Below are 25,130 nucleotides of genomic sequence, written 5' to 3' on the forward strand. Positions count from 1 at the left end.
TTATTTAGATACCTGGAATTTACCGGTAGTAATTAATTTACCGCTTTTGTCTTTTAACTGATAGATATACATCCCTCTGTAAAAATCGCCTAATTGAATGGTCATTCTGGGTGACATTTTCTTCTCTTCAAATACGATTTTTCCTAAAAGATTGAAAATCACAAGGCTGTAATTCTCTTGGGGAGTTAAGTCGAGTGTAAATGTAATTTGTGAAGTAGCGGGGTTGGGGAAGCAATTGATCACCTTTACCGGATCTTTTGATACCGGAATGCTCTGGCCAATGCAATAATTGGCTGATATACAGAACAATAAGATTAAGGTGTAAAATTTCTTCATACGCGTCTATACAAATGTAAAAATAAAACGCTTTTGAAAGGTTTTTTATTGGTCAAAAGAGCCATCAAAGACCTATATTTTTTGTTAAATAGGCCTTTGACGGGCTAATTTTTTTATAATGCGGCTTTAATCGCATCGAAATCAGGCAGATCGCCGGCAGATTCTAATACTTCTGCGTAAGCAATTTTACCGTTTTCGTCGATCACAAAAGCACTTCTTTTAGATACCCCTTTCATATCGAAAACGAAAGTATCATATAGCGCACCGTAAGCAGCTGAAACTTCTTTATTGAAATCGCTTAGCAAAGGAAAGTTTAATTTTTGCTCTTCTTTGAATTTTGCTAAAGTGAAAATAGAATCTACACTTACTCCAACAACAGCTGCATTCACATTGTTATATAAGCTGATGTTATCACGTACATTACATAATTCCGTAGTACAAACTCCTGTAAATGCCTGTGGGAAAAATAGTATTACTAATTTTTTTCCGGCAAAGTCTTTCAAAGAAACTTTGTTTTTATCACTATCGTAAAGTGAAAAATCAGGCGCAACTTGTCCGATCTCTAATTTCATATTGATGATTTTTGTACTACAAATATAAGACTTGATGATTAGAATTTAGGACATAACAGGCTGCTAAGTGATCTTCCTGTACGATTGATCCAGCCGGTATATACAATGCTCAATTCAAATCCGCCACGGCCCTGGCTTACGGTTTTGAGTGTTGAGATATTTACATCATAACTGATTGAAACGGTTAAAGGACGTTTATAAATCTGAATAACGGGAATAATGGCGTCTTCAGACCTGAAATACAAACCGCCGGCTATTTTAAATTCCGGGTCTTCATTATAATCATCGAGTGTATGAATAAATGAACCTCCTACAAGAATCTGCTGAAAACTTCCCTGTGTTGAATAATCGGCCTGAAATACCAGATGATTACTGTAATTTAACTCAACATTGATTCCTCCGGAGGCAACATATTTAGGTGATAATTCTATAGCTGCATTTCTGTAAAAACTGTTTTTAGGACGGTTGAGGTGATGATAGGCAAAGCCTATAAAGAATCTTGATCCTTCATCCGGGCCCCATGCTCCGTTTAAGCTCATACCTACATTTGCATCCCATTGGTTAAAGTTGGGATACAAGTTGTATTCGCCGGTAGGCATACTGGGGTCAAATCCACCACCGCCCCATTGTTCATCAGTAGTGATACGTGACAAATCGATGCGTTTATGAATCAAACCTCCTGACATACCCAGTGACAAAAACAATGTTCTCTGATCACTCAATGATTTATGATAATTAAATGCAGGTAGCAACTGGGTTTGAGTTAATCCGGCAGTACCGGCTTTATCAAATAAAGCCTGTAGTGCTACCGTCATGTAGTCATTTCCTCTTCCGATAGGCATTTTGTACTCACCATTAAAGGAGCCGGTTCTGTAGGCATTCGTAATGTTATTCCATTGATCCCGGTATACACCCTGTAATCTGAAATCGCCTTCAAAAATGCCTGCAAGGGCCGGATTTCTTAATAAGGGGGTTTCATAGAATTGAGAAAAATGGACATCCTGTGCATACGAAAATAAGCATCCATATAATAGTACTATCGTTGTTAATAGTTTTCTCATCGCAATAAGGTTACGTTTCCTGTATATGGAATGGTTGCTCCGTTTTCACATACCAGTTCAATAGTATATATGTATACGTCAGGTGATGCCGGCTTTCCGTTAAATGTTCCATCCCATCCGGCGCTGGCGTCATTGACAGGAATATTCATTTTCTGAAAAACAACCTGGCCCCAGCGATTGAATATCCTGAATGACTTCACCATCGTCATCGCTCTTCCTCTCGGAAAAAATACATCATTCTTACCATCACCATTTGGAGAGAAAGTATTTGGAATGAAAAAGTTTAAATCATTACAAACTACTTTTACGGCGATGTCTTCTGAGCTTCTGCAGCCAAACTCATCCGTTGCTGTTACGTGATAGGTGATATCAGCTTTGGTGGAGGTGATCGGTACTGCACAATCATTACAACTTAATCCAAAATTCGGTGTCCAGTTGTACGTTAGATTTTGTTTATCGTATACTACCGGTAAGTTGGCTTCCGACCCTAACAGTAGTGTAAGCGGATTCGGTTGAAAGGTAATTTCAGGTAGCGCAATCACCTCTATTTCTTTCTGGGTTTCGCCGGTACATTCGTTTTCGGTAGAAGCTGTCAACCGCACACTCACTCTGCCCGGTTGATTGAAATTTTGTAAAGTGCTTTGTTCGTTACTGGTAAGGTTATTATTGACAGCCCATGTCCAGCTGATAGCTGTATCAGCAATTGCCAGGTTACCATCAAAACGGATATTGTTATTTAAACAAACGAAATCTGCACTCTCAATAACAGGAGTTGGCGTGCGGAATACTCTTACAGTATCTCTTTCAATATTTTCACATCTGTCTGTATAAACATATTTTGTTACAACGTAAGTTCCGGGGTTGGTATAGGTATGGGTGGCAGATTTGCCTTCATAGGTATTTCCATCGCCGAAGTCCCAGACATGGCGGTTTAACCTGTCTAGTGATGAAACCAGTGAAAAATCACTGAATAGAACCTCTCCATTATCACATAAAAGGTCTCTGTTCATATCGAATAGAACTCTTGAGCCTAATACCTGTATTCGTTCTCTGCCATTAACGGTGCGTGTACAACCGATCGAGTCGGTTAAAGCAATTGAAGGAACATAGTTGCCTGGGTTTCTGAACTGATGCTCGAATGATAAAATATTTTCATAACGTGTGCCACCAACATTCCATGCATAAGTAGTACCTGAAGTTACCGTACCGTTAAAATTCACCACCATATCGCCACATCCCTGTAAAGGATCATAATTCAAACGGGTATCAGTGATATCAACAAGGTTGATTTCTACAGAGTCGGATGTTGAACAGCCATATCCCTCTGCAGTTAATTTGGCTTTATACGTGTTATAAGAGTTATAAAAATGGTTTGGATTTTCAACGGTCGACTGCTGCCCATCGCCAAAGTCCCACAAAAGACTTCTGTAATTCGCTGCGTTCTGTTGGAAGAATGTTTCGAGAGGGGGGCAGATCGAATGTTTTTGAATAGCGCTGATATCCACTGTAGGTTTCTGAATAGTAATAGTACGCTGACTGGTTGATTCGCAACCTGTTTCATCACTAACGGTTAATCTTACCTGATAACTGCTTTGTGCTTCACTGAAACTATGAACAGGGTTCGCTTCATTACTGGTTTGCTGATCACCAAAATTCCATGCATAATTCACATTGTTACCTACTGTTTCAGAGGTAAACTGTAAGGGTGCATCCGGACAAGTGATTGCAGAAGCAGGAGAAAACGCTGATTGTAATCCTGAGATAGCCACTACATTCGGTAACTGGAAAGTATTCTGACAGAGTTTATCATCTGAAACGGTTAATCTTACATTGTAGTTTCCTGAATTTCTGTAAATATGGGTAGGATTAGCATTGGTAGAAGTTGTACCGTCGCCAAAATTCCATAAATAGCTGATGATATTACTGTTGGCACTGCTGCTGTTGTTGGTAAATGAAACATCAAGTCCCTGACAGCCGCTTAGTACATCTGCTGTGAAATTACTCAATGGCTGATAGGAGGTGATATTATCAAGGCTCGCTTCAGACCTGCAACCGTTAACATCGGTAACACGGAGTTGAACGGAGGGGTTTGCTGTTGTAAACGTGCGGGTATAAGTTCTGTCGCCTTCAGTATATGAACTGCTGTTAAATGCCCATTCATAGCGACTGAAATGATCGGCTCTTCCGGTAGCTGTGAAGTTTGTTGGCTGATTAAGGCAAAGGAAAGGAGTGGTCATTTCAATATTTGCCTTATCGTATACCATCGTTACAGTTTGTGTTTCAGAATGACTACAACTATTGGCATCAATCGAAACTGTTAATTTTACCTGATAATCGCCCGGTTGGTTAAAAGTGATCAGCGGAGGATTTTTATCGGTACTGGTAGAAATATTTGCATTCGGACCAAATTCCCAGAGATAAGTTGCATCATCAGTATTTCTGACCAGGGAAGTATTGGTAAATACGAATCCATTTCGTACACAATCAAAGGTAGAATTGAATTTTGCAAAAGGCGTTTTTACAAAAACAGAGGTAACTGATGGCGTTGTGGCCGGACAGAAATTATGCATTGGAGTCAGTTCGATGGTTACGGCGCCTGTATCAGTTAAGTTAATATTTAAAGGATTGCGTGTATGGGTTACGCCGTTGATAACCCATGAAAAACCATGTTCGCCACCGGGCGGATCGGTAATTTCACCTTCAATCTGAAGTGTAGTGCTGGCGCAGATGGTGTCGGGTAAGGCTTTAATGCTGCCGGTAGGAGGCGTTCCGACCAACACTTCTCTGGTTGTACTTACTTCACAGCCCTGTTCGGTTCTGGCAGTTGCAGTGAGTGTATAGCGACCAACAGTATTAAAAGTAAAAGTTGGGTTAGCACCCTGTGCTGAACCTCCGTTACTGGTACTCCAGGTAATCTGGGTAACCGCATCTAAACTATTCACCACTGCATTCGGACGAACGGTCAGATCTGCACATCCGCCCTGAGGCAGGTTCTCAATGTTTATAACCGGAGGTTGTATTTTGATATAATTCTGTTTGGTGACAATTGTTTCACAACCGTTTTCATTAAAAATCGTCAGTGAAACTGTATAAGTACCGGTACTTTGATACGTATGGGTTGGGTTTGCAGAAGCTGATGTGTTGCCATCACCAAAATCCCATAAATAGCTTGCTCCGGTACCGGTAGTTTGAAACTCAGTAGTAAAGGGGGCAGAACAGCTGTTAAGATTATTAACACTGAAATCAAAATCAGGTAACGGGGATACTGTAATTGTTTTCGTTATAGAACCCAAACAGTTTTCATAGGAATTATTTAAAGTTATTTCATATTGCCCTGGTTGGCTAAAAGTAACAGTTCCGTTAGTTTCCACAGAACTGGCTCCATTACCGAAATCCCATAAAGTATTCGTCAATACACCACCAGGTTGATTAATAAAAGTTACCGGTTTGCCAACGCAGATATTATCAGGCACCGTAAAGTCGGTTGATGTAGCATTAATGGTGATTGTTTTTTGCAGTACCTGAGAACAGCCATAATCTGAATTGACAGTTAATGAAACATTATGAGTTCCTCCCCGCGAAAAACCATGAGTCGGATTTTTTTCATTGGAGGTGGTTCCATCGCCGAAATCCCATAAGTAGGTTAAATTACCCGGAGCACTCGTTTGATCGGTAAATTGAACATTCAGCGGAGGTGTGCATGATAAAGGGTCAGAATGAATGAAATTAGGAGTAACTCCATTGAGAATTCTGATATAATTGTTCACTGTTCTTGACGCTGCACAGTTGTTCTCGGAGTAAACTCTCAGACTGGTCGTGTAGAATCCTGCTTCTGAATAGCTTACTACCGGATTTCTCTCATTACTCGTTACGCCATTGCCAAAATCCCATTCCCAACGTGTAATAGCACCGCCATTTGGATGTGGCTGTGACAGATCGTTGAACTGGATATTGGAAGGAAGGCAGCTGATAGGGGAGGCAGTATTGAAAGAAGCGGTAGGTGAAGCGTCTATTTTGATCACTCCGGTTAAAATTTTTTCTGAAGTTCCTCTGGAGTTTCTTACTACCAGGTGAACGTCAAAAGTACCGGGCTGGTTAAAAGTAATGCTGGGATTTCTTTGTTCGGAGAAATCTCCATTTCCGAAACTCCAGTAAAACTCTGTTGGATTGCCGGTAGAAGTATTTGTAAACCTTACAGTGAATGGTGCACATCCTTCAGTAGCAGATATAGTGAAGTCTGCTACGGGAGCCTGCGCCTGTGTGGATAGGATACTTACGATAGATACGGTTACAATAAAGAGAAACCTCATCATGATGCTAAGGGGAATGTTTAGAAAAAGTTAAACTAATTTTATGCCATTCTGCTTATTATAAGCATAAAAAAATGCTTTATTCAAATAATAAAGCATTTGAAAAGAAAATATATGTAAAATACTGACAGTTAGACCTGTCAGTTGATTCGATATAATGTCATTTGATAGTTGTTATTACCAACTATAGTGCTGGCCCTTACACTGGTGGTCGTAGTGCCTAATATTGACCACGTATTCGTGAGTAGTTGTAGGGGTTTTAATTCCTCATTAAATGCCGATGCTATCGTCAGAGCATTCACGTTTGCCACCCAGTTACCTGTAAAAGATTGGTTATTGACGTAGGCTACTACTTTGTCATTCTTCTGAAAGTCGAACCGATAGTTATCAAATAATGAAGTACTGTCTTTACCGTTTATTTTGAACGAGTGTACATACCAGTCATAATTGATAATAAGATCGGTAATCATTGATTCAGCTACTTTTTCTACCGTTTTTTTACAGCTGCAGGTTAGTAAAACTACTAATACGAGTAACCAACGCATTCGTTTCAGGATTTAAGGTTCGAAAACTTTTGGCGGGCATAATCGAGGAAATACGCTATGTTTAAGCCTTCACCGGTTACCTGGCGACAGATTTCTTCGCTGGTATATTGGCGCCCGTAACAGTGTATTTCTTTATTAAGCCATAATAATAACGGTTCAAACTCACCTTGTGATATGTGTTGATTTAAATTTTCGACAGACTTTTCTGCAAAATGATGAAATTGAGCTGCATAAAAGCTTCCGATGCTGTAAGTTGGGAAGTAACCAAAACTGCCATGGCTCCAGTGTACATCCTGTAAGCATCCCTGATCATCACCGGGTACGTCAATTTCAAGATATTTTTTATATGCTTCATTCCAATAGGCCGGAATATCCTCTACCTGCAGTTCGCCGGTGATCAGCAATTTTTCTAATTCATAGCGGATCATGATATGAAAGTGATAAGTTAATTCATCCGCTTCAGTTCTGATAAAAGAAGGTGATACCCGGTTAATAGCTTCATAAAAGTGATCTGTTTCTACTTCTTTAAATACCGTGGGAAAGTAGAATCGAAGATGTGGTAAAAGAAAATCACAGAAGGCTTTGCTTCTGCCCACATGGTTTTCCCACAAACGGGATTGTGATTCATGAATAGAGTAAGACGCCGGTTCTCCGAGTGGTAATCCATATTGTTCAATTGGTAAACCCTGTTCATAAAGAGCATGCCCCAACTCATGTATACTGCTCCATAACATATTACTGAAGTCGTGTTCATCAACACGGGTGGTGATACGTACATCACGGGCATTGAAGTTAACGGTAAAAGGATGTGCAGATAAATCCTGGCGCCCGGCTCCAAAATCATAGCCCATTTTTTTCAGCAGGTCAATGCCTGCATCCCATTGTTGTGTTTTCTCCATGAAAGCATTCATGAAAGCGGGTGGTTCATGTTTAGCTTTTACTTCCTGAATCAGGTCGTGCAGTGGTTTCTTTAAATTATTAAAAATGGTATCGCACAAAGCTACTGTAGCACCTTTGTCGTGGTCGTTCAACAATGCATTGTATGGATGATCTTTATAACCCAGGATGTCTGCTTCTTTTTGTTTTAAGAGTACTATCTTTTTTAAAGCAGGAGAGAAAAGTTTGAAGTTGTTGTTTTCCCGTGCTTTTACCCAGGCGTGAAATGCTTCATGCGTAGTCATTGTTAATTCATGAATAAAAGATGCTTCAAAGAGTGTATTACGTTGATAATCTTCCCATGATCTTTCCACATTGTTTTTTTCGGTGGCTGATAAAGTAGCCAGAGAACGGAGGTTTTCAATCAGCGCGCCCATTTTTTCGTGTGTAAACAATTCATGCGCCATGGTACTCAGGGTGGCAATTTGCTGACTTCTGATGGCAGCTCCTTTTTCAGGAAGATACGTCTCCTGGTCCCACTGCAATACAGCACTGGCATATCTCAAATCGGCTATTTTTCTCATTTCAGCAACATAGGCCTGGTATTGCGGTGCACTGGTTGTAAGCGTCATAGGAATAATATTTAGATGTTATTACTTCTTAAAATACCAAATTTACAGTTTTCAGACTATTAAAATTTTGTGATATTCTGTTTAAAAAAGATTGTGTTACGTATCTTAGTAGGATAAACAGTACTGCATGAAAAGAGTATTATTTTGTTTTTTTATATTAGTGGCGGGGAGTGCGATCGATTCAAAAGCACAGGTAGCGGTAGATAGCATGATAAATTTGTACGGCCAGTTTTTTCCGCAGGAAAAATTGCATTTGCATATGGATAAACCTGTGTACAGCGCCGGAGAGTCGATTTGGTTTAAATCTTATATATTTTCGGGAATTTATCCCAGTAAATACAGCACTAATTTTTATATCGAAATGATTAATCCCAACACGGGGGATGTGCTGCAACGTAAAATGTATCCGATTTATGAGGGTACATCATCAGGTAATCTGGATATTCCGGCTGATTTTAAATTGCCGGCTGTAATCATCCGGGCTTACACGCCGTGGATGCTGAATTTTGACGAAGGATTTGTATACAACAAAAGAGTGAAAATTATCTCTCCTGAGATTCCGCTTACTACGGATACCGCTTCATTACCACCAACGATTGATTTTTTACCGGAAGGAGGAAACTTTGTAGCAGGAATGGTTAACAATATTGCATTTAAAGCAACGGATCATTTCGGAGATCCTATTCAGGCAATAGGGGAAGTGAAAGATAGTAAAGGCAGTATTGTTGCTGAATTTATGCCTGACCATGACGGTATGGGTAAATTTGAGTTAACCCCGGTGGCAGGAGAAAAATATACGGCAACCTGGCGTGACGATAAGAAAAAAACACATACCAAAGCTTTACCTGCAGTTCAACCGGTTGGAGTGACTCTTAAATTAGGATTGATCGACGGCGCTCTTCCATTTGTACTGGAGCGATCAAAAAATGCGCCGGCTAATCTGCAAACCTTGAATGTAATCGCTCACTTTAATCAACAGGTAGTTTACAAAGCCCGTATAAACTTAACTTCTATCGCTGTTATCAGCGGAAAAATTCCGGTTGAAAATATTCCTACCGGTATTATTACTGTAACGGTTTTCGATAATAACTGGAATGCAATTGCAGAGCGGATTGCTTTTGTAAATGCAGAAGATTATAACTTTAATATTCAGGTAAATCCGATAGATAAAGATTTACGTAAAAGAGCATATAATTCGGTAGTTGTAGAAGTGCCGGATGAAATCAGTGCCAATATGTCGATTGCAATCACTGATGCTGATGCATCGGCAACCAATCCGGATGATGATAATATTTTGTCGAGACTATTACTGACGGGAGACCTGAAAGGGAAAATCTATTCACCTTATTATTATTTTCTGGGCAACGATGAATATATGAAATCACAGCTTGATCTGGTAATGTTAACCAATGGATGGAGAAAATATAACTGGGAAAAATTAACAAAGGGCGGATTACCCGAAATAAAAGTATCCAATGAAAATTACCTTTCATTAAAAGCTACCATTACAGGACTTTTACCTAGTCAGGTTCCAAAACAGGCTCAGTTAAATGTATTTATGGTATTGCCTGATTCCAGTAAACAGATGTTTGCGATGCCTTATCAAAACGAACAGTTTATTGAAAAAGAACTGGTATTTTATGATACGGTGAAATTGTATTATCAATTCAATAAAGACGAGTCGTTAGCAGCCCGCGGTACGGTGAATTTCAGCACCAATACACTTCGTCCGCCTATGAAAATGGCAAAAGATAGTGCATGGTTTGTTCCACTGCCATTGGATACTGCATTATTGAATAGAAATAAATTCTTCGCTGATGAGCTGGCGCGTATAACAAAGGATTCTAAAAAAGGACAGGTTTTACAAACCGTAACCGTAACCGCTCAACGTAAAACAAAAGTGCAGGAACTGGATGAGCAGTATACGAATGGTTTATTTAAAGGTGGAGACAGTTATCAGTTTGATATGGAAAATGAAGTAGCTGCCGCAGGTATGCAAAGTATTTTTCAGTTTTTACAAGGTCGTGTGGCTGGTTTACAAATTACCACTGCCGGTGGCGGTGTGAATATGACCTGGAGAGGGCAAACACCAATTGTATTTATCGATGAGATGCAAATGGATGCACAAAGTGTGATGAATATTCCGGTGAATGATATCGCCTATGTAAAAGTATTACGTCCTCCATTCTTCGGTGCTCCGGGAGGCGGTGCCGGCGGTGCCATTGCCATCTATACCAAAAGAGGAAAAGCATCCACTGCAGATATTCCAAGCCACTTGAGCCAGGCCGTATTATACGGATACAACTCAGCGAAAGTGTTTTATTCTCCGAATTATGCAGAGAAATCAGATGCCCATGCAGCAGAAGATTTACGTTCAACTCTTTACTGGAACCCTTATGTTTTAACCGACAGTAATAGTAAAAGAGTAAAAATCGAATTCTTTAATAATGATATTACTAAAAAGTACAGAATTATCGTAGAGGGAATGACTCCCGAAGGTAAACTGGCACGTGTAGAAAAATTGGTAAATGCACAATAAAAAAAGCGCCCCCAATCACATTTGGGGCGCTTTTTATTAGTGTAAATATTTTCAATAATGACTTTGTTTTTTATAAGGCTAAAGAATCTTTGATGGTGGTGCTGTCTTCTATAAGAGGCTCTTCAATGACTCTGATATTCCGGTGCTGTTGATCTTTGATATACATTTCAAATTTGTTGTACATCGGCATCATAGAACCGTTCATTAAAAGATAAGCTTTATTGCTTTTCTTTAAAACAGCTTCAAGGTATTGAGTGTCGTCTGCCTCTGTGGTGATCTTAAAGTCAATCCGGTAACCGGTTCCGTTCTCGCTTTTTGTAAGCGGTACATCATAAAACCATTTATCCTGATAGGTTAAAACGATCGAATTCTGAACAGCTAAAGTGCATGACAGGCGTCCGGAAGCCGGTACTGCATATTCTTTAAACATTTTGTAATTTCTGCCGTAAAAATTGCCTTCATTGTAATAAATGCTGTCGGTTAAATCACTAATATACACTTTGTAATCGCCATTAGTCGCCTGATCTATATTGATCTGATCAATTTTATTATTCGGAAATTCAAAAAGAATAAAAAACATGGCTGTGCCAGCTATTATTGTAAAAATCAGTATATACCAGTGTGTTTTCATAATTATAATTTTGCACTTTGGCATTGCCAAAAATCTTGCCATCCGTAGAAAACTGCAATATATTAAAATAATCTAATTCATTATTAATACCTTAGCTAATGAGTCAGTTAAAAGTTATTGCAGACCAGATAAATCAGATTTATGGAAATAGCCGCTATCATACAAGTTTTGGAAGCTTTTGCTCCACCCGTTTTGCAAGAGGATTATGATAATGCAGGGTTAATTACCGGTCATCAGTCAATGGAATGTACCGGTGTTGTTTGTACGTTAGATTGTACCGAGGCTGTCGTAGATGAAGCTATTGAAAGAGGTTTTAATCTTATAGTAGCGCATCACCCGATCATTTTTAAGGGGTTAAAACAGTTGAATGGGAAAAATTATGTGGAGCGTACAATCATAAAGGCTATCAGGAACGATATCGCTATTTATGCCATTCATACCAATCTTGATCATGTATGGGATGGTGTGAACGGAATGTTTGCCAGTAAGTTAGGAGCGGTTCCTGTTGAAATATTATCTGTAAAAAGCGGTACTTTGTCAAAAATGTATACCTATGTACCACATGACCATGTAGAAAAAGTACAGGCGGCTTTGTTTGCGGCAGGAGCAGGGGAGATCGGAAATTATAAGGAATGCTCATTTTCAACACATGGCGTCGGCACTTTTCAGCCGGTTCCTGGAGCAGCACCTTTTGTCGGACAGGTTGGAACACGTCATCATGAGCCCGAAACCAAACTGGAAGTTATTTTTCCGGCCTATGCGGCCAACCCGATTATTCAGGCCTTAAAAGCATCCCACCCATACGAAGAAGTTGCATATGAAATTATTGAAGTGCAAAATAATCATCCTCAAATAGGTGCTGGTTTAATTGCTGAGTTTTCAGAACCGATTGAAGCAGAAGAATTTATAAAGTCTGTGAAACAAATAATGAAAGTACCCTGTATCAAACATACAGGTATTCCGGCCAAAAAAATAAAACGGATTGCTCTTTGTGGCGGAGCTGGTAGTTTCTTGATTCATAAAGCATTACGAGCAAAAGTGGATGCATATATTACTGCAGATCTGAAGTATCACGAGTATTTTGATGCAGAAGATCAATTGTGGCTGATGGATATCGGGCATTTTGAAAGTGAGCAATATACTATAGATTTACTGTTTGAAATTTTGCACAAAAAATTTCCTACCTTTGCCGTCCTTAAATCTGTAATTCCGACCAATCCGGTTCAGTATTATATTTAAGGTAAAAGTAAATAGACTATATAAAAAATAAACCATCACATTCATATGGCTATCCAAAAAGAATATTCTGTGGAAGAAAAATTATCTTCCCTTATTGCTCTCCAAAAAGTAGAATCTAAAATCGACGAAATCCAGATTCTAAAAGGGGAGTTGCCTATGGAAGTTAGTGATCTGGAAGATGAAATTCATGGTTTGAATTCACGTCAAACAAGAATTGAAGAAGAGATTAACGGAATTCAGGATTTCATCAATTCAAAAAAAGAGATCATTAAAGAAGCTGAAGCTTTAATCAAGAAATACGAAAAGCAAAGCGAGAATGTAAAAAACAGCCGTGAGTTTGAAGCTATCAATAAAGAAATTGAGATGCAACAGCTTGAAATGAAGTTAGCTGAAAAACATATCCGTGATGCAAATGAAGAAATTGCTGATAAAGTTGTGGTACTGGAAAAAGCAAAGAAAAACTTATCTGTAAAAGACGCTATCCTGAATACTAAAAAAGGCGAATTAGAAAAAATCATTGCTTCTACAGAAAAAGAAGAAAATTATTATAATGGTTTATCTGCTGAAGCCCGCCAAAAAGTAGACGATCGCTTACTGGTTTCTTACGATCGCATCCGCGAAAATTACCGTAACGGTTTAGCCGTTGTTCCGGTAGAAAGAGATGCTTGCGGTGGTTGTTACAATGCAATTCCTCCTCAACGTCAGTCTGAGATCCGTCAACGTAAAAAAATTATCGTTTGCGAAAACTGCGGACGTATTTTAGTAGACGAAGAAATCTTCGACAATTTCGAGTTAAAAGAAATTTAATATTGGTCAGACCGATAGTAAAATACCCCCCAATTAATTGGGGGGTATTTTTGTTGACAAATCTTTCTCCCGGCTGAAATAACTTCAACTGGTATTGCCGGCTGAAGTTATTTACCTTGATTCAGTCGTTTTGTTTACCTTTAGTGAGTACTTACTTAACCCCGCCCTGGCAAATTATTTACCTATGTTGAAACCTATATTCACAACGATAGTAGGGATATTTTTTTGCTGGCAAACAGCCTGGTCAAAAGATTATGTTTTTGACTTTAATGAACAGTGTCAGGCTGCTTATAAGGCGATTCTGCAATTAAAGCTACAGGAAGGTATACGCCTGATTGAGCTGGAAAAAACACAGCATCCCGATAATCTTATTCCATATTATCTGGAGAATTATATTGATTTTTTTGTGCTCTTTTTCAATGAAGATCAGGCTCAGTATAAACAACGCTCCCCTCAACGTGAAAAAAGACTGGCATGGATGGATAAAGGTCCTTCGGGCAGTCCTTATTATCTTTTTACCAAAGCAGTCATTAACTTTCAATGGGCCACAATACGTATAAAGTTTGGAGACAAGTGGGATGCCGGTTGGGAACTGCGCCGGTCATTTCTGCAGATTAAAGAATGCTTGAATAAGGCCCCTCACTTCGAGCCTGCAGAGTTGTACTACGGTTCAATGCTGGTGGCTTTATCTTCTATTCCCGATGGTTACAAATGGCTGGGAAACTTATTCGGACTCAAAGGAAACTTAAAAGAAGGTACCAGAAGGATGGATGCATTTGTAAAAAATAATCGTCCTTTGGCAAAATTGTATCGTGAGGAAGCCGTTTTTTATTATTGTTATCTTCAGTTTCATGTGCTGAATAAAAAAGATGCTGTACTACAATTTATTCAGCACCAGGAATTAGATATAGAAAGAAATCATTTGTTTAATTATTTAAGTGCAAATTTGTACCTGAATAATCAACAGGCAGAAAAAGCGGAAGCAGTATTAACCAAAAGACAGTTTTATGGTGGATATATGCAAAGCCCGGTATGGGACCTGGAAATGGGGTATGCTTTGCTTTATCAGTTAAAACCAGAAGCTCCAAAATACCTGGAACGGTTTGAGAAAAATTTTAAAGGAAAATTTTATCTCAAAGACGTATTACTGAAACTGAGTTGGTGGTATTATCTTCAGGGAAATACCAATAAAGCCGATTACTATTTAAAAGAAGTTTTAAAAAGAGGCAGTACAGACACAGAGGCAGATCAGCAGGCACAGCGTTATGCTCAGAGTGGAAAATATCCCTCCATAGATTTATTACAGGCCAGGTTACTGAGCGATGGCGGGCTACACCGGAAGGCATTAATTATATTGCAGGGGAAAAGTGCCCAGGCATATGATAAAATAGAAGAACAACTGGAGTTCAATTATAGAATTGCCAGAATCTGTGACGAATTGAATATGACAGAGAAAGCATTACTATTTTATGAACTGGTAAGAAAACAGGGAACTAACCGGAAAGAGTATTTTGCTGCGCGCTCAGCATTACAAGTGGGAATGATCTATGAGGATGAGAAAAAATGGGATAAAGCTAAACAAGCTTATCAGGCATGTTTAAATATGAAAAACCATGAGTACAAAAATGCTTTAGATCAAAGAGCTAAAGCAGGATTGGAAAGAATTAAATTAACAGGACGATAAAGATATTCTTTAAATTAGCTTATTAGCGAATGGCATATGTTGAAGAAATTAATTATACAGAATTACGCGATTATTGATGCTGTGGAAATCGATTTCTCAGAGCAGTTAAATATCATTACCGGTGAAACCGGTGCAGGAAAATCAATACTGATGGGCGCCTTATCATTAATTTTAGGAGAACGTGCCGATACTGCTGCTTTACCGGATAAGTCGAAAAAATGTTTTATTGAAGGCTATTTCGAAGTAAATAATAAAAAATCGGTACTTAACTTTTTGCAGACAAATGATCTGGATGTAGATGATGAACTGGTCATCAGGAGAGAAATTGCTACGAATGGCAAAAGCAGGGCTTTTGTGAATGATACGCCGGTAAATCTTGAACAACTGAGAAACCTTAGTAGCTTTCTGGTAGATCTGCACAGGCAGTTTGATACAATGTCACTGGGTGATGAACAGTTTCAACGTGAAGTAATAGACGCTTTAGCCAACCATCCTGCATTATTAACTGACCTTGGTAAGTCATTTAATGAATTTGTTCATGCTGGAAAAGCTTATCAGCAACTTAGTGAAGAAAAAGAAAACTTTATAAAAGAGTTCGATTATAATAAATTTTTATTTGAAGAGTTAGAACAGGCAAATTTTCAACCAAATGAATTGGAGGAAGCCGATCAACAGCTAAAAATTTTATCAAATGCCGAACAAATAAAAACCGGACTTTCGAAAGCTACTTATATTCTTCAGGAAGGTGAAACACCTATGGTACAGCAACTGAAAAGCCTGTATCAGCAACTGTTGGGGTATGGCAGTACTTTTCCACAGTTAGCAGAATTGCTCACAAGAATACAGGCTACTCAGATCGAATTAGCAGATATTGCAGCAGAGCTGGAACGGCTGAATGATCAGACACAATACGACGCTGCAGCTATTGAAAGATTGAATGATAGGGTTGCATTAGGATATAAACTACAGAAAAAACATGGAATAAACGATACTGCCGGATTGCTGGTGTTACAGCAAAATCTAAGCGAAAAACTTTCATTGGTACTGAATATCGATGATCAGTTACATCAACTGGAAAAAACACTGCAGGTTAAAAAGGCAGAAACCCTCAATTTGGCACAAAAAGTATCTGCTAACAGAAAAAAACAAGTGCAGGGATTTGAACAATCAGTAAATAATCTGCTGACACAGGTGGGTATGCCGAATGCACGGCTAAAGGTTGAAATTGTAGCAGATGAAAAAAATATCAACCGCTTTGGGATAGACCAGATAGAGTTCTTGTTTGATGCGAATAAAAGCGGACAGTTTAAACCGGTAGGAAAAGTTGCTTCCGGTGGAGAGTTAAGCCGGTTGATGCTCTGTATAAAATCATTGGTGGCAGAAAAAGTTGATTTAGCTACTCTTATTTTTGATGAAATAGATACGGGTATTTCAGGAGAGGCTGCTAAACAGGTAGGTATTATATTGAAAGGATTATCAGCCAACAGGCAAATAATCTGTATTACCCATCAACCACAGATCGCAGGAAAGGCAAGTACGCATTTCTACGTGTACAAACAAGTGGTGAATGAAAAAGTAAAAACTAATATCAGTATTCTGACGTTAGAAGAAAGGATAGATGCCATCGCTAAAATGTTGGGTGGAGAACCTCCAACAGCAGCAGCCTATGAAAATGCCAGAGAAATGATTCGCTAATAAATATGATGATGAAGCTAATCAGCTCTGGTCTGTATTTTAGAGGCGGTTTTTATCTTGCCTATTATATCAATCAGCGGGTTAACAAATACTTACGGTTCCGGCCTGATCGCTACAGGTGATACGGGCAATGAATAAAGTTACTATTGATAAACCCTTATTTTCTGTTATTGGTATATTTGTTTTTCGCAATCTATCAATTTGTATCTGAATAAATATTGCTAATTTTGGCAATTCGTATAAAAACTAATCAATATGTCGCATAATTTACTAAAAGGAAAAAAGGGGATTATTTTTGGTGCATTAGATGAAAAGTCGATTGCCTGGAAAACAGCATTACGCTGTCATGAAGAAGGTGCACAAATCGTTTTAACAAATGCTCCTGTTGCCATGCGTATGGGAGAAATCAATAAACTGGCTGAAACGGTAAATGCTCCGATTATTCCTGCTGATGTAACGAATATGGATGATCTGAAGAATCTTTTACAAGGAGCTATGGACCACTTCGGAGGTAAAATTGATTTTATTTTACACTCTGTAGCTATGGGAATGAACGTTCGTAAAGGAAAAGCATATACTGAATTAGATTATGGTTTTAATCAAAAAACCAACGATATTTCTGCTGTATCCCTGCACAGGGTTTTACGTACAGCATGGGAAATGGATGCGATCAGTGACTGGGGCTCTGTAGTTGCATTAAGCTATATCGCTGCTCAGAGAGTATTTCCTGATTACAGTGAAATGGCTGATGCAAAAGCTTTATTGGAAAGTGTAGCACGTAGCTTCGGATATCATTATGCTACCCGTAATAAAGTACGTGTGAATACTGTCTCTCAATCACCGGTAAGAACAACTGCAGGAAGTGGTGTAAAAGGATTTGACGGATTTATCAACTTTGCAGAAAAAATGAGCCCTTTAGGAAACGCTTCTGCTGATGATTGTGCGAATTATATCGTTTCATTATTCAGTGATTTAACCAAAATGGTTACCATGCAGAATCTATTCCACGACGGAGGTTTCTCTTCAACCGGCGTAACCCATGCAGTAATGGAACAAATGGAAAAATAATGTATGCGCCCGTTTTACTACGAACCGGCAATTACTGAAAATAAATAAGCCCCCAACATTCGTTGGGGGCTTTTTATTCTGATAATTTTAATTAGTATTCATCTTCGTTGAAGAAAAAGTCATCTTGACTAGGGTAGTCAGGCCAGATATCCTCAATGCCTTCATATATTTCGCCTTCGTCTTCTAACTCTTGTAAGTTTTCAACTACTTCAATAGGGGCTCCACTACGGATGGCATAGTCGATCAATTCGTCCTTGGTGGCTGGCCACGGAGCGTCTTCAAGGTAAGATGCAAGTTCTAATGTCCAAAACATGTTTGCCTGATTTAAATTTTGTTATCTAATTTAAGATAAGTCTGAATAGATTTACTCTCTTTACAAAGCCTTGGAAAACCCTGTATTTTTCGCAAAAGTAAATTTACTTACGAATTTTCCAAATCTAGTTTTTGAGAACTGATGGAAAAATGAGAAAAAAATCTCAAAAACCATTGGTTTGTACTAATTTAACACCAAAATATTTTTTCCGATGATATTAGAAGCTAAAAATATTCACAAAAATTATGGCGACACAAAAGTGCTGAAAGGTGTTGATGTTCAGATACAAAAAGGTGAAATTGTGAGTATTGTTGGTCCCAGCGGTTCTGGAAAAAGTACTTTATTGCATATTTTAGGTACACTCGATCAGCCTCAGGAAGGAGCTGTATCGATTAATGGACAGCCCATTGATTTTTCAAATGATAAAGCACTGGCTCTTTTCAGAAATGAACACATCGGTTTCGTATTTCAGTTCCATCATCTGTTGCCGGAATTTACGGCACTCGAAAATGTTTGTGTTCCGGCATGGATTGCTAATAAAAGCAGAAAAACTACGCAGGGGAGAGCTTTGATGCTATTAGAACGTTTAGGAGTAGCTCATCGGAAAGATAATAAACCCGGACAAATGTCGGGTGGGGAACAACAACGGGTGGCAGTTGCACGTGCGCTGATTAATCAACCTTCTATCGTTTTTGCTGATGAACCTTCCGGTAATCTGGACGTAGCCAATGCCGGGTCGTTACACCAGTTATTCTTCGAATTAAGAAATGAACTTCATCAAACCTTCCTGATCGTTACGCACAATGATGCCCTCGCTCAGATGAGTGATCGGGTATTGCGAATGAAAGACGGAGGATTTGATAATTAAGAATTAATAGTTAATAGTTAGGTGAATTCTGAATTCTTAACTCTTAATTCTTTCACGTTCTGGGTTTCCACGGAATATCCTGTACGCCCAATACAAGGCCCATATGGCGGGCTAATACAAAAAGGTAATCACTCAGCCTGTTTAAATATTGTATAACGATAGGAGCGATTTCATGCGCTTCCATATGCAGCCGTACTACACATCTTTCTGCCCTTCTGCTCACACAGCGGGCAATATGAATGTGCGAAATGGTAGGATGCCCGCCGGGAAGAATAAAAAACTTCATGGGTTCCAGTTCTTCGTTCATCTGATCAATTGCTTCTTCCAGTAAGGTGATATCCTTCTCAAATAAATCGGGAATTTTAAGTTTTACTTCTTTTTCCGGATCGCAGGCTAATGCAGAACCGACTGTAAACAATCGATCCTGAATTTCCTGTAGCAGATTTGCTACTTTATATTGCTCATGAAGCAGGTCTTTCACTAACCCGATATAACTATTGAGTTCATCTACGGTTCCATAGGCTTCTATACGCAAATGAGATTTAGGAACTTTTGTTCCTCCAATCAATGAAGTGCTGCCTTTATCTCCTGTTTTCGTATAGATTTTTCCTGCCATAAGGAATGTTTTAGTGAACTAATGATTTTTTGGTGATGTCGCTTTCGATTACGCCATCTCTTAAACGAACGACGCGGTGAGCATAATTGGCAATATCTTCTTCGTGTGTTACCAGTACAACTGTATTGCCCTGTTCCTGAATTTTGGTAAAAATCTCCATGATCTCTATAGAGGTTTTAGTATCGAGGTTACCGGTAGGCTCATCGGCTAATATCAACGAAGGGTTGTTAACAAGTGCGCGGGCAATGGCAATACGCTGACATTGTCCACCCGACAACTCATTCGGCTTATGGTGATAGCGAGATCCTAATCCTACCTTTTCAATTACTTCCATCGCCATTTCGGTACGTTGTTTAACGTTTATACCTGCATATACCAAAGGCAGTGCCACGTTCTCGAGCGCATTTAAGCGGGGCAGAAGGTTGAATTGCTGGAAAACGAAACCGATTTCCTGGCCTCTGATCCGTGCTAACTGATTGTCTTGCATTTTACTAACATCCTGTCCGTTTAAAATATACGTTCCGGAAGTAGGTGTATCGAGGCATCCGAGCATGTTCATCAGGGTTGATTTTCCGGAACCGGAAGGACCCATTAAAGCTACATATTCATTTTTCAAGATATCTAAGTCGATGCCTTTCAGTACTTCCAATACATTCTTACCCATAATGTATTGTTTACGGATGTTTCTTAGATGGATGATAGATTTGCTGTTCATGAAATGTTTATTTTTTACTGATCACTTTCGGTACTCTGAAATACGTGTTATTCGCGTCGGGTGCCGGTTTTAAGCCATCAGAGGTATTAATTGATCCTTTAACTTCATCTGTTCGCCATTGATTAATAGCGTCGGTCATATGCATCAAAGGGGTTACACCGCTGGTATCCAGCTCATTTAATTTGTCGACGAAACCGATCATTTGTTTCAAATCGCTCAAAATAATTTCTTTTTCAGCTTCATTAAAAGCTAATTTAGAAAGATTTGCCAAACGGTCAACTAATTGTTCATTAATCTCCATAAAACAAAAATAACTCTTTCAATATAAAGTTTTAATAAGACTTTTTAAAACCCAAAAAAACCTTTTGATTTATCATTAACAATGAAGTATTCTTATCTTCGCATCCGATATGGAAAAGAAGCAAATTGTAATGAGCGGCATCCGTCCTACGGGGTTCCTGCATTTAGGGAACTATTTCGGGGCTATGCGTAACTATGTAAAAATGCAGGAGGAATATGAGTGTTATTTTATGGTGGCTGACCTGCATTCACTGACGACGCATCCGGATACCAAAACACTGGCAGAAAGTGTAAGAAGAGTATTGGCTGAAAATATTGCCTGCGGGTTAGATCCGGAAAAAGCTGCTCTTTATTGCCAGAGCCATGTGAAAGAAACTACTGAACTTTACTTGTATCTTAATATGTTAGCGTATAAAGGAGAGTTGGAAAAAACACCTACTTTCAAAGATAAAGTACGCCAGCACCCCGATAATGTAAATGCAGGATTATTAACTTATCCTGTTCTGATGGCTGCTGATATTTTATTGCACCGCGCAGCTTTGGTACCGGTGGGTAAAGACCAGGAGCAACATCTGGAAATTGCCAGAAATTATGCTCAGCGTTTTAACAAACGTTACGCCGAAGTTTTCCCCGAACCATATCCGTTCAATTTTGGTCATCAACTCGTAAAAGTTCCCAGTTTAGACGGAACCGGCAAAATGAGTAAAAGCGAAAATCAGAATGCGACCATTTACCTGGCTGATACTGATGAACTGATCAGGAAAAAAGTAATGAAAGCCAAAACTGATGGTGGACCCACTGAACCTAACAGCGAAAAGCCTGATTATATTGAGAATATCTTCAATCTGATGAAACTGGTAAGCGAACCGTCTGTTATTCAGAAATACGAAGAAGATTTTAATAATTGTACCATTCGTTATGGCGATATGAAAAAACAATTAGGTGAAGATATGGCGAAGTTTATAGCGCCGATTCGTGAAAAAGCCGAGGCAATTCAGAATGATCATATTTATTTAAAAAAGGTAATGGAAGCAGGAGCGGAAAAAGCCCGTATTTCGGCTGGTAAAACACTCGATGAAGTTAGAAAGGCGATGGGGCTGATTTATTATTAAGCCGTTAACGCTAGGTAGGTTAAGAAAAAAAATATATCTTGACTTTCTTAAATATGAACCTTTAATTCTTTTGAAATTTCAGGAATGTCTAAAGCTAAGAAACCCAAACATATTGCGATAGCAGGAAATATTGGTGCAGGAAAAACCACGCTTACTGAATTACTCAGTAAACATTATCGTTGGATTCCTCAATTTGAAGATGTTGATCATAATCCATACTTAAACGACTTCTACGAGGATATGCCCCGCTGGAGTTTTAATTTACAGATCTACTTTTTAAACTCCCGTTTAAATCAATTACTGGATATCCGAAGAGGTACCGAAACTGTTATTCAGGATCGTACCATTTATGAAGATGCACATATCTTTGCTCCCAACCTGCACGAAATGGGTTTGATGAGTAAAAGAGACTTCAGTAACTATTTTACTTTTTTTGAAACGCTGAAAACAATGGTGCAGCCTCCGGATCTTTTAATTTATCTGAAAGGATCGGTTCCTACATTGGTTGCTCAGATTCAAAAAAGAGGAAGAGAGTATGAAGAGAATATCAGGCTTGATTATTTAAAAAGACTGAACGATTATTATAATAAATGGATAGACAGTTATAAAGAAGGCCCTTTATTAGTAATTGATATCGATAAAAATCATTTTCCCGAAAATTCAGAAGATCTGGGTGATATTATCAGTAAGATCGATGCTGAGTTATACGGACTGTTTTAATTGTTTGTGGTTGGGGTGTGTCACCAACCATTTTTTTTATATATACATGCGACCCCTTTGGGGTCGTACGGGTTATATATGTCCGGGTTATAAATATGGCATCCCTCCGGGATGCAGAGCGGCTTAGTTCTATTTAACAAAAACGTTTTTTAAGGTGATTTTATGAATAAAAAGATAATTTTCATTGGGTGTCCCCGTAGGGGACATATATCTCTTACTCGGCAATAACTACAGTGACCGACCCCAGCGGGGTCGAACCAACCCGCAGGGGTTTTGTAGTAGTATTCAACAAATGTAGTTTATCAGAAAACCTAGTGATTGCATGGTATATACATGCGACCCCTTCAGAGTCGTTCTGGTTATAACTAGTCATACACCTTGTCCCCGTAGGGGACATATATCTCTTACCCGGCAATAACTACCGTGACCGACCCCAGCGGGGTCGAACCAACCCGCAGGGGTTTTATAGTAGTATTCAACAAATGTAGTTTATCATAAACCTAGTGATTGCATGGTATATACATGCGACCCCTTCAGAGTCGTTCCCGTATATAGTTTAGGGTTATAAATATGTCATCCCTCCGGGATGATGGGCTGTAAGCTTTCATCTGCAATACCTCTTTCATGGGTTGCAACCCGTGAGCATTTACGTGTGACATCCTTGTACCAACCTTCGTTAAAATAAAAGCTGGAATAATACTAACTCTATAACACGTATGTTGTATTGCCTGCTAACGCTGATATGTTATGGTACATGCGCAATCGATAAAATATTATAATATTAAAGCAATTTGATTAAAATCAAATATTTGTTGGGGTTAGTAGAAAGGTGCTTGATAGCCTTGTATATTGAAGAGTTATTGCTTATGTTTAAGGATTAGCTATAATGCTTCGGGTGACATTGGAGCATCAAACTGACCATAAAAATAAAGTTAAAATGAAAGATGTTAATGATTACTTTTTAACGAAAACTGTGCAAGTTGGTGCATTAAGAAAATGGATGAATGACAAAGATGAAAGTTCTAAAACGGAAATTATCAATCTTATTTTTCATCTATTTAATAATAGATATATTAAACATTTGAAAGGGATTGACAGTGGATTCTTAAAATTGGCTGTTTCATGCCTTACTATAGAGATATTAGAATCATTCAAACAGGGAGTAAAAGATACTACAGGTAAAGGCCGAAAAATGTTCAAAAATTTTTTAAAAGTGAAGTGGAATTTTTTCCCGAATTCAAAGACATTGATTTTTATTCTGACATCCGTTGTTGAATTTTGCATCAAGCTGAAACAAAAAATGCGTGGAGAGTTATGCAAGATCATTCACCTTTGATAGACAAGGAAAACAGAACGATAAATTCAGTAAAGTTTGTGAGTTCGTTGGAAAATGCCTTAGGTAATTACATTAAAAAGCTAGAAACAAATGAGTTTGATTCAAAAATATGGAAATGTGCTTTGCTGAAATTAGATGACATTTATGAGAACTGCAAACCCAACGAGTTATAATGAACAGAGTTAAGGATAATATACGATTCTACTTGCCTGCAATTAATGACATTGTTGGCGATACTGACTTTGGTTGGGGACGCGTTGAGAAATTATTCTCAGACGAATTAAAAAAGCGCACAGTAAAAGCTAACGGTGCAACTTTAATGATCGAGGCAACAATTTATGACATAATCATTGAAGTTAAAAAACAAAACTTGCAGGCAATGCGATTGTTAAGTTTTTTCCAGCGACTTTTGGAAGAACTATCCATTAATCTTACTTCGGAAGAAAAGAAAATTATTAAGAAGAATATTCGTGATTTGCTAACAAGTTTTGACCTAAAATTTTTGAATTATGTTGGTGAGCTAGCCGTAATTAATAATCTTATCAAATCAAAAAATTACCGACTTGAATATGTAGAAACGAAAATGGTTAGTGGAAAAAGTATTGATTATAGAATAAAAAAACTGGAGAACGGAAAATTATATTTAGTGGAAGTTTTAAATATTCATTTGAACAGTGATAAAGTTGAAAACGATGAGGAAAAAATTAAAACATTCTTGAATCATCGACTTGCGCATAAGATTGAAAGTAAAAAGAGCGACAAGAACTTTTTCTTAATTCCTGTATTGTGGGGTGGTTGGCAAGATATAAAAATTTATAGTAATTACTTCAAGAAAAATAAAATGCACTTAGCGAATGTTCTTGAACCTGTTGCGTATGTTTCATTTACTGATCCTAAGGATAAGACATTTTACATTCATCGCTTTGGAAATGTTAGTAATTTATTTGATTCAGCATGTCTCATGGTGGAGGAATAGTACATCGGCTAATTCGGGTTTCTCATCAGACGGGTGACGTATAAACTTGGAGCTTTGTACTTCTATTTGAGTTCCGTACAGGTTGAGAGTTTTGTGCTCCGAAACTGTTATCAATCAATGTAAAATGACGAACCTGAACGCAAAAAATAAAGAGAAAAAATGACAACTCAACGCACAAA

22 protein-coding genes are annotated in these 25,130 nt (G+C 38.4%); 11 read left to right on the forward strand and 11 right to left on the reverse strand.

The features are described from left to right. The 6 genes from D9O48_RS02325 to D9O48_RS02350 form a co-directional block, all read right to left on the reverse strand. Positions 1 to 336, reverse strand: a complete 336-nt coding sequence (locus D9O48_RS02325) for a T9SS type A sorting domain-containing protein (protein ID WP_126970183.1) — start codon at positions 334 to 336, stop codon at positions 1 to 3. Positions 337 to 449: 113 nt separating this feature from the next. Further along, on the reverse strand, positions 450 to 908 hold the full coding sequence (locus D9O48_RS02330) for a redoxin domain-containing protein (RefSeq protein WP_126970185.1): 459 nt from the start codon (positions 906 to 908) through the stop codon (positions 450 to 452). 38 nt (positions 909 to 946) lie between these two features. Then, entirely contained in the window at positions 947 to 1,969 is a 1,023-nt protein-coding gene (locus D9O48_RS02335; RefSeq protein ID WP_126970187.1) for a PorP/SprF family type IX secretion system membrane protein, read from the reverse strand. Beyond that, the gene (locus D9O48_RS19010) at positions 1,966 to 6,282 is read right to left on the reverse strand and encodes a PKD domain-containing protein (protein WP_126970189.1); all 4,317 of its coding nucleotides are present in this window, start codon (positions 6,280 to 6,282) and stop codon (positions 1,966 to 1,968) included. Before D9O48_RS19010 ends, D9O48_RS02335 begins: the two co-directional genes overlap by 4 nt. A 137-nt stretch (positions 6,283 to 6,419) precedes the next feature. After that, entirely contained in the window at positions 6,420 to 6,824 is a 405-nt protein-coding gene (locus D9O48_RS02345) for a hypothetical protein (protein ID WP_126970191.1), read from the reverse strand. A gap of 5 nt (positions 6,825 to 6,829) precedes the next feature. Next, on the reverse strand, positions 6,830 to 8,332 hold the full coding sequence (locus tag D9O48_RS02350; RefSeq protein ID WP_126970193.1) for a carboxypeptidase M32: 1,503 nt from the start codon (positions 8,330 to 8,332) through the stop codon (positions 6,830 to 6,832). A gap of 127 nt (positions 8,333 to 8,459) precedes the next feature. On the opposite strand from D9O48_RS02350, the gene D9O48_RS02355 reads away from it, so the two are divergent. Continuing rightward, complete coding sequence (locus D9O48_RS02355) at positions 8,460 to 10,871, forward strand: hypothetical protein (RefSeq protein WP_126970195.1); 2,412 nt, start codon at positions 8,460 to 8,462, stop codon at positions 10,869 to 10,871. A 70-nt stretch (positions 10,872 to 10,941) separates the two neighbouring features. Here the strand turns inward: D9O48_RS02355 and D9O48_RS02360 are convergent, their stop codons facing one another. After that, on the reverse strand, positions 10,942 to 11,502 hold the full coding sequence (locus D9O48_RS02360; RefSeq protein ID WP_126970197.1) for a hypothetical protein: 561 nt from the start codon (positions 11,500 to 11,502) through the stop codon (positions 10,942 to 10,944). Positions 11,503 to 11,643: 141 nt separating this feature from the next. Here D9O48_RS02360 and D9O48_RS02365 point away from each other — a divergent pair, with 141 nt between their 5' ends. The 5 genes from D9O48_RS02365 to D9O48_RS02385 all read left to right on the forward strand — a co-directional run bounded on the left by D9O48_RS02365 (position 11,644) and on the right by D9O48_RS02385 (position 17,995). Next, entirely contained in the window at positions 11,644 to 12,741 is a 1,098-nt protein-coding gene (locus D9O48_RS02365) for a Nif3-like dinuclear metal center hexameric protein (RefSeq protein ID WP_126970199.1), read from the forward strand. 45 nt (positions 12,742 to 12,786) lie between these two features. Further along, positions 12,787 to 13,548 (forward strand): zinc ribbon domain-containing protein, encoded by a 762-nt coding sequence (locus D9O48_RS02370; protein ID WP_126970201.1) that lies wholly within the window; start codon positions 12,787 to 12,789, stop codon positions 13,546 to 13,548. Between the two features lie 184 nt (positions 13,549 to 13,732). Next, complete coding sequence (locus tag D9O48_RS02375; protein WP_126970203.1) at positions 13,733 to 15,232, forward strand: tetratricopeptide repeat protein; 1,500 nt, start codon at positions 13,733 to 13,735, stop codon at positions 15,230 to 15,232. A 36-nt stretch (positions 15,233 to 15,268) separates the two neighbouring features. Beyond that, positions 15,269 to 16,927 (forward strand): DNA repair protein RecN, encoded by a 1,659-nt coding sequence (recN, locus tag D9O48_RS02380; protein ID WP_126970205.1) that lies wholly within the window; start codon positions 15,269 to 15,271, stop codon positions 16,925 to 16,927. 255 nt (positions 16,928 to 17,182) lie between these two features. Continuing rightward, entirely contained in the window at positions 17,183 to 17,995 is an 813-nt protein-coding gene (locus D9O48_RS02385) for an enoyl-ACP reductase FabI (RefSeq protein ID WP_126970207.1), read from the forward strand. Positions 17,996 to 18,086: 91 nt separating this feature from the next. On the opposite strand, the gene D9O48_RS02390 is transcribed toward D9O48_RS02385, so the two are convergent. Continuing rightward, positions 18,087 to 18,308: a DUF2795 domain-containing protein gene (locus D9O48_RS02390; protein ID WP_014221625.1), complete on the reverse strand. Its 222-nt coding sequence runs from the start codon at positions 18,306 to 18,308 to the stop codon at positions 18,087 to 18,089. Between the two features lie 211 nt (positions 18,309 to 18,519). Here D9O48_RS02390 and D9O48_RS02395 point away from each other — a divergent pair, with 211 nt between their 5' ends. Then, the gene (locus D9O48_RS02395) at positions 18,520 to 19,176 is read left to right on the forward strand and encodes an ABC transporter ATP-binding protein (protein ID WP_126970209.1); all 657 of its coding nucleotides are present in this window, start codon (positions 18,520 to 18,522) and stop codon (positions 19,174 to 19,176) included. A 52-nt stretch (positions 19,177 to 19,228) separates the two neighbouring features. Here D9O48_RS02395 and D9O48_RS02400 read toward each other — a convergent pair whose 3' ends face one another. The 3 genes from D9O48_RS02400 to gatC are packed head-to-tail and all read right to left on the reverse strand — an operon-like array spanning position 19,229 to position 20,808. Next, positions 19,229 to 19,792 (reverse strand): cob(I)yrinic acid a,c-diamide adenosyltransferase, encoded by a 564-nt coding sequence (locus D9O48_RS02400; RefSeq protein ID WP_126970211.1) that lies wholly within the window; start codon positions 19,790 to 19,792, stop codon positions 19,229 to 19,231. 10 nt (positions 19,793 to 19,802) lie between these two features. Continuing rightward, positions 19,803 to 20,507 (reverse strand): ABC transporter ATP-binding protein, encoded by a 705-nt coding sequence (locus D9O48_RS02405; RefSeq protein ID WP_126970213.1) that lies wholly within the window; start codon positions 20,505 to 20,507, stop codon positions 19,803 to 19,805. A gap of 7 nt (positions 20,508 to 20,514) precedes the next feature. Continuing rightward, a complete protein-coding gene (gatC, locus tag D9O48_RS02410) occupies positions 20,515 to 20,808 on the reverse strand; it encodes an Asp-tRNA(Asn)/Glu-tRNA(Gln) amidotransferase subunit GatC (RefSeq protein WP_126970215.1) in 294 nt (97 codons plus the stop codon). A gap of 109 nt (positions 20,809 to 20,917) precedes the next feature. Between gatC and trpS the strand changes: the two genes are divergently transcribed. The 4 genes from trpS to D9O48_RS02430 all read left to right on the forward strand — a co-directional run bounded on the left by trpS (position 20,918) and on the right by D9O48_RS02430 (position 24,951). Continuing rightward, positions 20,918 to 21,919: a tryptophan--tRNA ligase gene (gene trpS / locus D9O48_RS02415; protein ID WP_126970217.1), complete on the forward strand. Its 1,002-nt coding sequence runs from the start codon at positions 20,918 to 20,920 to the stop codon at positions 21,917 to 21,919. 84 nt (positions 21,920 to 22,003) lie between these two features. Next, positions 22,004 to 22,639 (forward strand): deoxynucleoside kinase, encoded by a 636-nt coding sequence (locus D9O48_RS02420; RefSeq protein ID WP_126970219.1) that lies wholly within the window; start codon positions 22,004 to 22,006, stop codon positions 22,637 to 22,639. 937 nt (positions 22,640 to 23,576) lie between these two features. After that, positions 23,577 to 23,975, forward strand: a complete 399-nt coding sequence (locus D9O48_RS02425; RefSeq protein ID WP_126970221.1) for a hypothetical protein — start codon at positions 23,577 to 23,579, stop codon at positions 23,973 to 23,975. Positions 23,976 to 24,147: 172 nt separating this feature from the next. Continuing rightward, positions 24,148 to 24,951 (forward strand): hypothetical protein, encoded by an 804-nt coding sequence (locus D9O48_RS02430; RefSeq protein WP_126970223.1) that lies wholly within the window; start codon positions 24,148 to 24,150, stop codon positions 24,949 to 24,951. Positions 24,952 to 25,130: the final 179 nt, after the last annotated feature.

Source organism: Gynurincola endophyticus (assembly GCF_003991195.1).
Taxonomy (GTDB): domain Bacteria; phylum Bacteroidota; class Bacteroidia; order Chitinophagales; family Chitinophagaceae; genus Gynurincola; species Gynurincola endophyticus.

Bases quoted from the DNA above. Each gene is read 5' to 3' on its own strand.
- D9O48_RS02325 (WP_126970183.1), bottom strand. From the start codon at position 336: ATGAAGAAATTTTACACCTTAATCTTATTGTTCTGTATATCAGCCAAT.
- D9O48_RS02330 (WP_126970185.1), bottom strand. From the start codon at position 908: ATGAAATTAGAGATCGGACAAGTTGCGCCTGATTTTTCACTTTACGAT.
- D9O48_RS02335 (WP_126970187.1), bottom strand. From the start codon at position 1,969: ATGAGAAAACTATTAACAACGATAGTACTATTATATGGATGCTTATTT.
- D9O48_RS19010 (WP_126970189.1), bottom strand. From the start codon at position 6,282: ATGATGAGGTTTCTCTTTATTGTAACCGTATCTATCGTAAGTATCCTA.
- D9O48_RS02345 (WP_126970191.1), bottom strand. From the start codon at position 6,824: ATGCGTTGGTTACTCGTATTAGTAGTTTTACTAACCTGCAGCTGTAAA.
- D9O48_RS02350 (WP_126970193.1), bottom strand. From the start codon at position 8,332: ATGACGCTTACAACCAGTGCACCGCAATACCAGGCCTATGTTGCTGAA.
- D9O48_RS02355 (WP_126970195.1), top strand. From the start codon at position 8,460: ATGAAAAGAGTATTATTTTGTTTTTTTATATTAGTGGCGGGGAGTGCG.
- D9O48_RS02360 (WP_126970197.1), bottom strand. From the start codon at position 11,502: ATGAAAACACACTGGTATATACTGATTTTTACAATAATAGCTGGCACA.
- D9O48_RS02365 (WP_126970199.1), top strand. From the start codon at position 11,644: ATGGAAATAGCCGCTATCATACAAGTTTTGGAAGCTTTTGCTCCACCC.
- D9O48_RS02370 (WP_126970201.1), top strand. From the start codon at position 12,787: ATGGCTATCCAAAAAGAATATTCTGTGGAAGAAAAATTATCTTCCCTT.
- D9O48_RS02375 (WP_126970203.1), top strand. From the start codon at position 13,733: ATGTTGAAACCTATATTCACAACGATAGTAGGGATATTTTTTTGCTGG.
- recN (WP_126970205.1), top strand. From the start codon at position 15,269: ATGTTGAAGAAATTAATTATACAGAATTACGCGATTATTGATGCTGTG.
- D9O48_RS02385 (WP_126970207.1), top strand. From the start codon at position 17,183: ATGTCGCATAATTTACTAAAAGGAAAAAAGGGGATTATTTTTGGTGCA.
- D9O48_RS02390 (WP_014221625.1), bottom strand. From the start codon at position 18,308: ATGTTTTGGACATTAGAACTTGCATCTTACCTTGAAGACGCTCCGTGG.
- D9O48_RS02395 (WP_126970209.1), top strand. From the start codon at position 18,520: ATGATATTAGAAGCTAAAAATATTCACAAAAATTATGGCGACACAAAA.
- D9O48_RS02400 (WP_126970211.1), bottom strand. From the start codon at position 19,792: ATGGCAGGAAAAATCTATACGAAAACAGGAGATAAAGGCAGCACTTCA.
- D9O48_RS02405 (WP_126970213.1), bottom strand. From the start codon at position 20,507: ATGAACAGCAAATCTATCATCCATCTAAGAAACATCCGTAAACAATAC.
- gatC (WP_126970215.1), bottom strand. From the start codon at position 20,808: ATGGAGATTAATGAACAATTAGTTGACCGTTTGGCAAATCTTTCTAAA.
- trpS (WP_126970217.1), top strand. From the start codon at position 20,918: ATGGAAAAGAAGCAAATTGTAATGAGCGGCATCCGTCCTACGGGGTTC.
- D9O48_RS02420 (WP_126970219.1), top strand. From the start codon at position 22,004: ATGTCTAAAGCTAAGAAACCCAAACATATTGCGATAGCAGGAAATATT.
- D9O48_RS02425 (WP_126970221.1), top strand. From the start codon at position 23,577: ATGAAAGATGTTAATGATTACTTTTTAACGAAAACTGTGCAAGTTGGT.
- D9O48_RS02430 (WP_126970223.1), top strand. From the start codon at position 24,148: ATGAACAGAGTTAAGGATAATATACGATTCTACTTGCCTGCAATTAAT.